The 12087-nt window shown below is 48.8% G+C and carries 9 protein-coding genes; all 9 read right to left on the reverse strand.

Annotated features, from left to right (window positions below; genetic code table 11):
* Positions 1-5: 5 nt before the first annotated feature.
* Positions 6-1352, reverse strand: coding sequence for a tRNA lysidine(34) synthetase TilS (tilS, locus tag BUB81_RS05070; RefSeq protein WP_073319274.1), 1347 nt, complete (start codon positions 1350-1352; stop codon positions 6-8).
* A gap of 50 nt (positions 1353-1402) precedes the next feature.
* Complete coding sequence (accA, locus tag BUB81_RS05075) at positions 1403-2359, reverse strand: acetyl-CoA carboxylase carboxyl transferase subunit alpha (RefSeq protein WP_073319277.1); 957 nt, start codon at positions 2357-2359, stop codon at positions 1403-1405.
* Between the two features lie 38 nt (positions 2360-2397).
* Positions 2398-5862, reverse strand: a complete 3465-nt coding sequence (dnaE, locus tag BUB81_RS05080) for a DNA polymerase III subunit alpha (RefSeq protein ID WP_073319280.1) — start codon at positions 5860-5862, stop codon at positions 2398-2400.
* 18 nt (positions 5863-5880) lie between these two features.
* Complete coding sequence (gene rnhB / locus BUB81_RS05085) at positions 5881-6477, reverse strand: ribonuclease HII (RefSeq protein ID WP_073319283.1); 597 nt, start codon at positions 6475-6477, stop codon at positions 5881-5883.
* The gene (lpxB, locus tag BUB81_RS05090; RefSeq protein WP_073319286.1) at positions 6470-7624 is read right to left on the reverse strand and encodes a lipid-A-disaccharide synthase; all 1155 of its coding nucleotides are present in this window, start codon (positions 7622-7624) and stop codon (positions 6470-6472) included. The genes rnhB and lpxB overlap by 8 nt, the downstream gene beginning before the upstream one ends.
* Positions 7625-7627: 3 nt before the next feature.
* Positions 7628-8398 carry an acyl-ACP--UDP-N-acetylglucosamine O-acyltransferase gene (gene lpxA, locus BUB81_RS05095; RefSeq protein ID WP_073319289.1) on the reverse strand — a complete coding sequence of 257 codons (771 nt, stop codon included), beginning with the start codon at positions 8396-8398 and terminating at the stop codon, positions 7628-7630.
* Position 8399: 1 nt separating this feature from the next.
* Positions 8400-8849: a 3-hydroxyacyl-ACP dehydratase FabZ gene (gene fabZ, locus BUB81_RS05100; RefSeq protein WP_073319292.1), complete on the reverse strand. Its 450-nt coding sequence runs from the start codon at positions 8847-8849 to the stop codon at positions 8400-8402.
* A 166-nt stretch (positions 8850-9015) separates the two neighbouring features.
* Positions 9016-9531 (reverse strand): OmpH family outer membrane protein, encoded by a 516-nt coding sequence (locus BUB81_RS05105; protein ID WP_084526243.1) that lies wholly within the window; start codon positions 9529-9531, stop codon positions 9016-9018.
* A 40-nt stretch (positions 9532-9571) separates the two neighbouring features.
* Positions 9572-12049, reverse strand: a complete 2478-nt coding sequence (bamA, locus tag BUB81_RS05110) for an outer membrane protein assembly factor BamA (protein ID WP_073319295.1) — start codon at positions 12047-12049, stop codon at positions 9572-9574.
* Between the last annotated feature and the right edge of the window lie 38 nt (positions 12050-12087).

Below are 12087 nucleotides of genomic sequence, written 5' to 3' on the forward strand. Positions count from 1 at the left end.
AGCGCTTATTTGCAGCTCAAATACACCCGCTGCCCTTCCTCTCGCCCTAAAGGCACTATTTTTAGCGTATCAGGTATCAGCAAGGCAACGGCCTCATCGTTATCAAAAAGTAACCACAGCGATTCGCGCTGCCACGGCGGCATGTTCCATAACTTGCACCATTGCTTTAATGGCTTGTGATGTTGCTCGCCTCTCGGCTTGACCGGTAAGGTCAATGGCGCAGGCCTTATGGCTAATTGGGTTGGATCACGTGTAAATAATTGCTCGGCTTCGTCACTGGCCTCAAAAGACAGCGATATTGTCATACCGTCAATCGATACCGGTTTATCTACTGCAACAGCCATCGCATCAGTAAGCTGTGTTGCATCACAATCCTGCTTGTTGTTAACAATGTACAACTTGTCTCTGAAGCGCCGGACACTGTACTGCCCGATTACCACTGCAGGTTGCCGACCGGCTGCCGCATAGGGAATGCGTAGGATTTGTTCAAGCTGAGCATTGCTGGGCATTGGCAGAGCACGCATTTCAATCCAACGGCGTATCAGAGCCTGTTGCCACGCTTCAGAATACGCCAGCAAACCAGCGATTTGTATTGCTCCGTCATCCACAAGCAGCGAGCTCAGACGCTCATCACAGACCTCTTCAAGCAGGCTTTGTTGCGACGCACACAGCGCTGCGCTGCGGGTAACTGTGCGGGTAAAACCGGGCCAGCGTTCCTGCAAGGCGGGTAACAGGGTTTGCCTCAGGAAGTTGCGGTCGTAACGCGTGTCAGAATTTGACTCATCTTCCACCCATGTTAACTGGTGATCACTGGCGTAGCGCTCAATCTCAACACGCGACAGGCCAAGTAATGGCCGCCAGATATCAACCTCGTTAAGTCTGCTGCTTTCTGCCATCCCCGAGAGTCCTTTTGGGCCGGCCCCTCGTTTTAACTGCAACAGTACGGTTTCGGCCTGATCGTCACTGTGATGGGCGGTAAGCACAGCCGCCGAAAGCGACATCGCCTGAGCACACAACGCTCCGTAACGCTTATCACGGGCAGTAGCTTCCAGGCTGGTGCGCGCAGTGTGTTCTACCGTAACCTCAGCACAATGAAAAGGCACATCCCAAACGTTACACAGCGTTTCACAAAACGCCTGCCAGTCGGCGGCGTTTTGACTTATACCGTGATTGATGTGCATAGCGGCCAGCGGCGGCAGTTCCATCGCTTGTTCATCACGCAACCCGACCAGCGCATGCAGCAATACCACAGAGTCTACCCCACCGCTTAAACCGATAAGCAGTGTCGCCGGGGTATGTTCTCTTAACCGCTGTGTTAGCGTGTGTTTTAACGTCGAAATCAATGATGTCATGCAATAAAAAAGGAGCCGACAGGCTCCTTTAACTGATTCTCTGTAATGACTTAGCAATAGCCAAAGGACATGATGCGATCATAACGCTCGCTCATCAGTTGATCCAGCGGCAATGACTTAAGCTGGCTTAACTGTTGTTTAAGCGTCGCTTTTAAATTCGCGGCCATACTGGCGTGATCGCGATGTGCACCACCTAAAGGCTCATCAACAATGGCGTTGATCAGGCCCAGTTCTTTGATTTGTTGTGCACTTACGCCCATGGCTTCTGCAGCCAATGGCGCTTTGTCTGCACTCTTCCAAAGAATTGACGCACAGCCCTCAGGAGAAATTACCGAGTAGGTACTGTATTGCAGCATGTTAACGCGGTCGCCAACACCAATGGCCAATGCACCACCTGAACCACCTTCACCGATAACGGTACAGATAATTGGCACTTTCAACTCGGCCATTTCTTTCAGGTTACGGGCAATAGCTTCACTTTGTCCACGCTCTTCTGCGCCTACACCAGGATATGCTCCGGGTGTGTCAATCAGGGTAATAATAGGCAGATTAAATCGCTCGGCCATTTTCATTAAACGCAGTGCCTTGCGGTAGCCTTCAGGTTTAGGCATACCAAAGTTACGCTTAATTTTTTCTGGCACGTCGCGGCCTTTTTGATGACCGATAATCATCACAGCCTGATCGTCCAGTTTAGCCAAACCACCCACAATGGCTTTGTCGTCGGCAAACGCGCGATCACCGGCTAATTCATCGAACTCCTCAAACGCGTGCTTGATGTAGTCCTGCGTATAGGGGCGCATTGGATGACGGGCTAATTGCGAAATCTGCCAGGCACCTAAATTTGAAAATATCTTACCGGTCAGTTCGGCGCTTTTGTTGCGCAAACGGGTGATCTCTTCTTCGATCCCCACATCAAACTCACCACCTTGATTTACCAGCCTTAGCTCTTCTATTTTTGCTTCTAGTTCGGCAATCGGCTGTTCAAAATCCAAAAACTGTATACTCATTACATGTCCTATCTTTACTTCCGGGCAAATCCACTGTGTTAATGAAAGGCCAGCTTCACTGCCTGTTCACCCAAACACTGCTTCAACTCGTGCAGTAACTGATCTTCGGGTGTGATGTACCAGTGTGCACCGCACTTAAGGGAAACTGCAACATCTGGATGTAAAATATCTAACTGTACCGGACAACTTCCGCCGGAATAGGATTGCAAAATTGATTGCAACGACGCTAACTTATCAGGTTTACACCATTGCGTATCAACTTGCAATGCCAGGGCTCGCGCGTTTTTCTCGCGGGCCTGTACAATGTCCATTGCATCTCGGGCGGTGATTGTATTGCCACCCGAGAAATCATCAAAGCTGACCTGTCCTTTTATCAGCAGAATTCTGTCGGATTCCAGTATAGACTCGAATTGTTCATACATATCGGGGAAGAAACGCACATCCATTCGTGCACTTTTATCGTCGAGGGTAACGATAGCCCAGCGACGCCCCTTTTTGTTGGTCATTACCCGTACACCAAGTACCAGACCCACAGCTGTACTCATCTGGTCTTTGCCCGTTGGACGCAGGTCTACGAGTCGCCCGTCAATGTAATTTCTTATCTCGTCTGCATACTGATTTATGGGGTGTCCGGTCAAATACAAGCCCAGCGTCTCTTTTTCCCCTTCTAACCAGACTTTTTCCGGCCATTTAGGCACGTCGGCAAAGGCTTGCTCAACCTGCTCTGGCTCGGTAGTTAACAGGCCAAACATATCGGATTGGCCGAACGATTCGGCTTTGGCATGCTGGTCAGCGGCGGCAATCGCTTCTGGTAACGTTGCCATCAGCGCCGCACGGTGAGGACCGAGATTGTCCATCGCTCCAGACAGCACCAGCTTCTCCAATACACGCTTGTTGACGCGCTTTAAATCAACCTTGGCGCAGAAATCGAATAAGTCAGTAAACGCACCGTGTGTTTCACGGGCTTCAATAATCGCTTCAATCGGGCCTTCGCCCACCCCTTTAATTGCGCCGATACCATAAACGATGCGACCTTCTGCATCCACGGTAAATTTGTAACGACCTTTATTCAAATCCGGCGGCAGGATTTCCATTTCCATGCGACCGACTTCGTCTACCAAGGTGACGATTTTATCGGTGTTGTCCATATCCGCTGACATTACCGCCGCCATAAACTCGGCAGGGTAATGCACTTTTAGCCAAAGCGTCTGGTACGACACCAGCGCATAGGCTGCTGAGTGTGATTTGTTAAATCCGTAACCGGCGAATTTTTCCACCAGGTCAAAGATTTTCATCGCCAGATCAGGGTCGATATTGTTGTTCTTTGCGCCATCCTCAAAGGTTGAGCGCTGCTTGGCCATCTCTTCGGGTTTCTTCTTACCCATAGCTCGGCGAAGCAAGTCAGCGCCGCCCAGGCTGTACCCTGACATTTCCTGAGCGATCTGCATAACCTGTTCCTGATACAGGATGATGCCGTAGGTGGGCTCCAGGATTTCTTTCAGGCATTCGTGCTGGTATTCCGCATCCGGATACGAAATCTCTTCGCGGCCGTGCTTACGGTCGATAAAGTTATCTACCATGCCTGATTGCAGAGGACCCGGGCGGAACAGGGCTACCAAAGCGATGATATCTTCAAAGCAGTCAGGCTTCAGGCGCTTGATCAGCTCTTTCATACCGCGGGATTCCAGCTGGAATACTGCGGTGGTCTCTGCCGCTTGTAGCGAGCGGAAACTCTTTTTGTCTTCTAATGGAATGGCGGCGATATCGACGTCTATACCCTGCCCTTCCTTGATCATGTCCAGCGCCCACTGAATAATGGTGAGCGTCCGTAACCCCAGGAAGTCGAACTTAACCAGACCCGCGGTTTCAACGTCGTTTTTATCGAACTGGGTAACCGGGTTTTTCCCTTCATCATCGCAATACAGTGGGGCGAAGTCAGTGATTTTGGTAGGCGCAATAACCACGCCCCCGGCGTGTTTACCGGCGTTACGGGTCACCCCTTCCAGAATCCGCGCCATATCGATGAGCTCACGGACTTCCTCATCCATGTCATACAGCTCAGGTAATCGCGGCTCGGCTTCAAAAGCCTTTTTCAGTGTCATGCCCGGATCAGGCGGTATCAACTTAGATATACGGTCAACAAAGCCGTAAGGGTGACCAAGTACCCGGCCTACGTCACGAACAACGGCTTTTGCAGCCATGGTTCCGAAGGTAATGATCTGCGATACCGCGTCACGGCCATACAATTCCGCAACGTGGTCGATGACCTCATCCCGGCGATCCATACAGAAGTCAACGTCGAAGTCGGGCATGGATACCCGTTCCGGATTAAGGAATCGTTCGAATAGCAGGTCAAACTCCAGCGGGTCCAGATCGGTAATCTTTAGCGCGTAGGCCACCAATGAACCGGCACCAGACCCCCGTCCGGGCCCAACTGGAATATTGTTGTCCTTACTCCACTGGATAAATTCCATTACGATCAGGAAGTAACCCGGGAACCCCATCTGGTTGATAACCCCAAGCTCAATTTCCAAACGTTCATCGTATTCCGGACGCCGCTTCGCCCGTTCTTCTTCGTCTGGGAATAGAAATTCAAGACGCTCTTCCAAGCCTTCTTTAGACACTTTTACCAGAAAATCTTCGGTGGTCATGCCGCCGGTTGGAAATTGAGGCAGGAAATATTCACCAAGGCGAACGGTCACGTTACAGCGCTTGGCAATTTCAACCGTATTCGCTAATGCTTCGGGAATATCTTCGAACAGCGCCGCCATTTCCTCGCCCGTGCGAAGATACTGCTGATCGCTATAAAGCTTAGGACGACGCTTATCGTCCAAGGTATAACCATCGTGGATACTGACACGGATTTCATGAGCGTCAAAACCGGCTTGCTCAATAAAACAGACTTCATTGGTTGCTACCACAGGCAAGTCGGCAGACTCAGCTAAGGCTACCGCACTGTGATTATAATCTTCCTCACCGCGTCGGCCTGTTCGCATTAATTCTAAATAGAACCTGTCAGGAAAATGGGTCTGGTAAAACGCCAGATTATCTTCCAGCAAGCGAGGGTTATTCTTTGCCAGGCACAGCCCTATATCGCCACGCATGCCCCCCGACAACACGATAACACCTTCGGCGTGTTCGGCCAGCCAGTCTTTGTCTATGACGGCGCGCTGAGCGACATGCCCACGCAGATAAGCCTTGGATATCAGCAGGGTAATATTCTTATACCCATCATTGTTCATGGCCAGCAAAGTTAAGCGGAAAGGATCTTCGTTAAAATCGTCGCTTTGTACCCAAAAATCACAGCCAATAATGGGCTTAATCCCACGAGAATGTGACTCGGAATAGAACTTAACCAGTCCACACATGTTCATTTGGTCGGTGATCGCCACCGCAGGCATGCCGAGTTCCTGGACTTTATCCAGTATGGGCTTCACCTTGTTCAGGCCATCCATCATAGAGAAATCAGAATGGACACGTAAATGAACGAAATTCACTGACATAGTTGTGATATACCTTTACTACTTAGCCGCGGCTTCAGGCCCTGCCAGTACCGCTTGAACCGGCTTAAAACTCTTTCGATAACAGGATAATACACCGTAGCGGGCAATGGCTTCAAAGTGCGCTTTGGTGGGATACCCCTTATGCGCAGCAAACCCGTATTCCGGATGCAGTTTGTCTAGCGCAATCATATCATCATCCCGAGCCACTTTGGCGATAATAGACGCCGCTGAAATTTCCGCGTGTTTGCTATCCCCTTTCACAACGGCTTCAGCACTATACTTCCATTGAGGCAAACGGTTTCCGTCGACTCTGACAAATTCAGGGGTAATTATCAGTCCTTCGACCGCACGGACCATGGCTAACATGGTGGCGTGTAAAATATTGATGCGGTCGATTTCCTCTGGCGTCGCGCGCCCGATCGACCAGGCCAGCGCATGTTGCTTAATCTGCTCAGCCAGTAAAAGACGTTTTTTCTCGCTCAGCTTTTTTGAGTCAGCCAAGCCTTCAATAGGATGATTGGGGTCCAGAATGACAGCAGCGGTAACCACATCCCCAACTAACGGGCCGCGGCCTACTTCGTCTACCCCGGCTATTAAGCGGTAGTCATTACTCATTAATTACCTCAATTACTGCATCAGCGGCACGCTCATCGGCATTTTGTTTTAGTGACTGATGAAGTCGGGTAAAAGCAGCCATTAACGCCGTGGTATCAGAAGAGAATAACGCAAACAGTTCCTGACTTAATCGTTCTGGGTTGACGTCTTCCTGCAGAAGTTCAGGAATAAGTGCTTCGTTGGCTAAAATATTCGGTAGCGCAAAGTATTTCGGCTTGTACATGCGTTGCATCATTTTATGTGTAAGCCACGACAACAAATAAGCGGCTACCATCGGTCGTTTACATAACATGGCTTCGAGTGTCGCCGTGCCGGAGGCCAGTAAAATAACATCACTGGCGATCATGGCTTCGCGCGACTGCCCTTCAACCAGCACAACGCGTTTGTCGTTCAACCAGGCGGGTAGATGGTCCTGTAAGTACTCGTGAATTTGCTGCGTGCGGGCCTGATTAGCGGCCGGAATGACGACCTGGAGATCGGGTATTTTCTGCCACAGCTTTTCTACCGTTTGAGCGAAGACTGGCAGTAGTTTAGCAACTTCACCGCGTCGGCTACCGGGTAACATCGCCAGACAGGATGAATCTAACGACAACTTTAACGTTTGTCTTGCTGCAGCCTGATCCGGTTCAATAGGAATAATATCGGCCATGGTATGACCAACAAAAGAATACGGTATTTGGTACTTGTCGTAGACTTCGTGCTCGAAAGGAAAAATCCCCAACACGCGATGGGTTGCCTTGGCGATTTTGAATATACGTTTCTCACGCCATGCCCAAACGGTGGGACTCACGTAATGAACGGTTTTAATGCCTTTTGCTTTTAGGACTTTTTCGACCCGTAAATTAAAGTCTGGCGCATCAACGCCAATATACACATCCGGGGGATGCTTTTCGAAGTGTTCAATCAGGGCGTTTTTTACCCCCAGAATGCGGCGAATACTGGAAAGTACTTCCACTAGTCCCATCACAGACAAAATTTCAATGTCGAATAAGCTCTTGCAGCCAGCGGCCTGCATATTCGGACCAGCAATGCCTTCAAATACGGCATTGGGGTAACGGCGTTTTAATGCGCGGATCATACCCGCAGCGAGGACATCACCTGATGCCTCGCCAGCGACGACCGCTATCCGTAACGGTGCATTAGACATGTGCTATCGAACAATACCGCGCTCTGCGCCGGCTAAAAAGGTAATCAACATACCTATTTCCGGGCATTCGTCGGCCATTTCCGTTAGCTTTTTGATGGCTTCTTCCAGCGTGTTGTTGTCTCGATAAATCACTTTATAGGCCCGTTTGATAGCCATAATCGTTTCTTTACCGAACCCTCTACGCTTGAGGCCTTCTGAATTGATTCCCTGCGGAATGTGCTTGGTGCCACTTACCATCACGTAAGGCGGTACATCTCGCAGTATAATTGCGCCACCGCCGGTAAAGGCGTGTGCGCCAATTTTACAGAACTGGTGTACCGCTGTGGTACCACCCAAAATGGCATAGTCGCCAATTTCAACGTGTCCAGCTACCGCCACATTATTCGCCAGAATGGTGTTATCGCCGATAACACAATCGTGGGCAACATGTGCGTTGACCATCAGCAGGTTGTTCGAACCGATACGGGTTATCCCTTCGTCCTGCACTGTACCGCGATGGACTGTTACGCCCTCGCGAAAAATATTGTTGTCGCCAACAATCAGTTCAGTACGCTCACCGGCGTATTTTTTGTCCTGACAGTCTTCACCAATCGACGTAAACTGGTAAAAGTGATTACCGCGACCGATGCGGCTGGGACCTTTGATCACTACATGCGATTCGACCCGGCAATCATCACCAAGTACGACATCGTCACCAATTATCGAAAACGGGCCTACTGATACGTTGTTGCCAATCTTCGCGTTTGGTGAAATCACAGCAGTTGAATGAATCACGTTATTGTTTCTCTCTCATTGCACACATGAACTCTGCGCTACAAGCTTCTTCGCCATCTACACTGGCTACACCTTTAAACTTCCAGATGCCACGGCGTTCTTTCACCAGGCATACCTCAAAGTCGAGTCTGTCGCCCGGTGTTACCGGACGCTTGAAGCGCGCGTTATCGATACCTGCATACAAGTATAGCTTATCGCTTTTACCTACGGTTTTAAAACCGAGAATACCCGCTGCCTGCGCCATGGCTTCTAAAATTAACACACCTGGAAATATAGGATAATCCGGGAAATGGCCAGTAAAACAAGGCTCGTTAAGGGTGATATTTTTATACGCCTTAATGCTCACGCCCAGTTCGTAATCAGTTACGCGGTCGATAAGTAAAAATGGGTACCGATGTGGTAGTAAATCCATGATTTCACGGATTTCAATAATATTAAGTGAACTGGCCAAAAACTCTCTCCTTTGACACGATAGTAGCAGCAGGCGTCCTGAATGGCTTTTGCTGCTATGACTTCATCTGGGCCGCAACCTTACGCGTTAATCACTTAAAAACAAATCAGACCAACACCTGCGTATTGGTCTGATTCGGGTCGTATTTCGATGAAGTGAATCCGAATTAGTTTATCTTGCTAACCTGATCGAATACTTGTTGAGATAAGTCGTTGCTCTCGTCCACATAAACGATAGCTGGCGCATCCAGAACAATGTCATAGCCTTCTTTCGCAGCAACTGCGTCGATGGCCTGCTTGATCAGGGCCAACAGCTTGTTGCGCTCTTCGTTTTGGCGACGTTGGATGTTTTGCTGAAGCGGCTGAACTTTTTGGCTCAACTGCTCACGTACTGAAAGGATTTTCTCTTCCAGCTCTTTCTTTTCCTGGGCGCTCATGGTTGCTGCGTCACGCTGAAGTTTTTCAGTGTAAAGCTGACCATCACGTTGCAATAAGTTTACTTCATCTACCTGCTCTTTGAATTCCATTTGAATGGCATTCTGAATCTCGGCTGCCTGAGGCAGAGATTGGAAAATTTCCTGAACATTTACCACACCAATTTTCTGTTCTGCCATTGCTGCAGTACTAAACATTGCGCTACCTAACATAGCCGATGCGATTGCGTATTTTGCCAACTTTTTCAAAAGGTGCTCCTTTTCAATTCTGGTCTATGCCAGCTTAATTTTAAAATGTTTGTCCAATATTAAAGGTAAAGAACTTAGCGTCATCACCGTCACGCTCTTTAAGCGCTCTGGAGAAACTAAATACCATTGGTCCCATTGGAGAAATCCATTGTACCGATAGACCGGCGGAACTTCTAAACAAAGTCCAATCCGAGAAATCTAATAGTTCGGCCCCCGTTGTACCGTTGTTTAACTGCGCGTATTCTTCGTAATCAAACTCAGTATCCCAGACGTTACCCACGTCAATGAACATACTTGTTCTGACTGAGTTAGATGAGTCTTCTTCCACAAATGGCGTGGGAACAATCAGCTCAACACCACCCAGCGCCATGGCGTTACCACCCAGGCTACGTCGGGACAAAGCAATCGTATCATTAGAAGGATCACCCGGTACAACGGTACCGTCGGGTAGTGTCGTAGAGTTACCGACACTACTTCTTCTAATTCCACGAGGCCCTACTGTGTTGTTCTCAAAGCCGCGCAAGGTATCTGCGCCACCTGCAGTAAAGTTTTCGTTAAATGGCAGTATCTGGTCATTACCATTGATGTCGCCATAACCATTACCATAACCCAACCGCAGTTTTGTCAGAACCGACCAACGCTGATTACGGGTCAATGGGAAATAGAATCGAGCATCATATACTGTTTTAAAGTAGTTCACATCAGAATTTGGTGTGGTGATACTAAATGAGGCGCGCTGTGATGACCCCGCAGTTGGGAATAAACCACGGTTCAGTGTAACACGGCTCCAGGCCGCCGACGCTTGCAAACTGGTGTAAGCAATAGGCGCATCCGGGTTATTCTCATTGGTAAACTGCTCGTAGAAGCGGTTTGTTTGTTCGTAGTACCCACGATTCGACAACTCAATATCAGAGTACGTCAAACCAAACGTGATACGGTTAAATTCATCGATAGGGTAACCAATCGTTCCACCTACAGACCAACGCTTTGAATTGTACTGAATAACGTTAAAGCTTGATCCGTCGAACTCACTGTACGCGATGGTACCGCCCAAACTAATACCGTCGATAGTGAAGAAAGGATCGGTATAAGATAGCTGGGCCTGTTTCTGGTATGACACTGTACTCAGGTTGATGCCGATTCTCTTACCCGTTCCCAGGAAGTTATCCTGCTGAATACCCGCTTGTAAGCCCAGTCGGGTCTGATCACCATAGCTGATGCCCGCATTGAACGATCCTGAAGGTTGTTCTTTAACATTAAACTCTACGTCTACCTGATCGTCTTTACCAGGAATACGCACAGTTTCAAATTCTACCTCTTCCATGTATGTCAAACGCGACATGCTGTTTTTGGACGTCTCCAGCATGGAGTTTGACAACCAGGTACCTTCCATTTGCACGACATTTTGACGCAGCACTTCATCGGCAGTGATGGTGTTACCGTTGAAGTTAATACGACGCACATAAATACGTTTGCCAGGGTCGACCCGCAGCGTTAACTTAACGGTTTTGTCTTCGTCGTTGATTTCAGGCACTGTTGTGACGGTAGGATACGCATAACCAAAGCGGCCGAGATACTTGCTTATATACTCTTCGGTATACGTCACCTCTGCCTGACTGTAAAGTTCACCCGGAGTCAACGGCAGCACTTTCTCAATGAAATCTTCATGCCCCAGTAAGTCGCCGACTAACTCTACATCTGAAATAGTGTACTGCTCGCCCTCGGTAATATTGAGTGAGATATAAATACCGTCTTTTTCAGGTGACATAGCCACCTGGGTCGAGTCAACATTGAAACGCAGGTAACCGCGGTCCATGTAGAAATTACGTAGAGTTTCCATATCGCCTTGCAGCGTTTGCTGCTGGTAGCGGGTTTCCGACAAGAAATCATACCAGGCGGTGTTGTATTGCAGCTCAAAGTCTTCCAGCAATTCGGTATCGCTGAACAACTCGTTGCCGACAATATTAATTTGCTTAATTTCGGCGGCATCACCTTCTTCAAACAACAGCTTCAGGTCAACACGGTTTCGAGGCAGCGGCGTAACAATAGCGGTTACATCTGCGTTGTATTTACCAATACTGTAGAAGAAGTCTTTCAACCCGTTTTCAATCGACGTGAGTACGGTTTTATCTAACGGCTCACCCACGCGGATGTTGTTACCGTCCAGACTTTCCTGTAACTGCTCGTCTTTAATATCATCGTTGCCTTCAAAAATGATGTTACTGATGGTTGGACGCTCGGCCACGCGTATGATCAGCGTATTGCCATCGCGCATTACCGCAATATTTTCAAAGTGGGTCGAGGAATACAGAGAACGAATAAGCTGGGTAATACGGAATGTATTCAGCTCGTCGCCCTTCTGCACAGGTATGTACGTTAACGCGGCACCTAATGCCACACGCTGTAACCCTTCAACCCGGATATCTTCAACTACAAATTCGCTATTGCTGGATGCAGCGTTCGCTAAGCTAGCACTGGAGTACAAAAGTCCGGCTACAACTAACTGATTAAACTTCATCTATTCTTTTTCTTCCTGCTGCGTTCGCGTTTTTCTTG

This window comes from Marisediminitalea aggregata (assembly GCF_900129565.1).
Classification (GTDB): domain Bacteria; phylum Pseudomonadota; class Gammaproteobacteria; order Enterobacterales; family Alteromonadaceae; genus Alteromonas; species Alteromonas aggregata.

What these genes read in the sequence shown, in the direction of transcription:
- tilS (WP_073319274.1), bottom strand. Translation starts at nt 1,352, where the DNA reads ATGACATCATTGATTTCGACGTTAAAACACACGCTAACACAGCGGTTA.
- accA (WP_073319277.1), bottom strand. Translation starts at nt 2,359, where the DNA reads ATGAGTATACAGTTTTTGGATTTTGAACAGCCGATTGCCGAACTAGAA.
- dnaE (WP_073319280.1), bottom strand. Translation starts at nt 5,862, where the DNA reads ATGTCAGTGAATTTCGTTCATTTACGTGTCCATTCTGATTTCTCTATG.
- rnhB (WP_073319283.1), bottom strand. Translation starts at nt 6,477, where the DNA reads ATGAGTAATGACTACCGCTTAATAGCCGGGGTAGACGAAGTAGGCCGC.
- lpxB (WP_073319286.1), bottom strand. Translation starts at nt 7,624, where the DNA reads ATGTCTAATGCACCGTTACGGATAGCGGTCGTCGCTGGCGAGGCATCA.
- bamA (WP_073319295.1), bottom strand. Translation starts at nt 12,049, where the DNA reads ATGAAGTTTAATCAGTTAGTTGTAGCCGGACTTTTGTACTCCAGTGCT.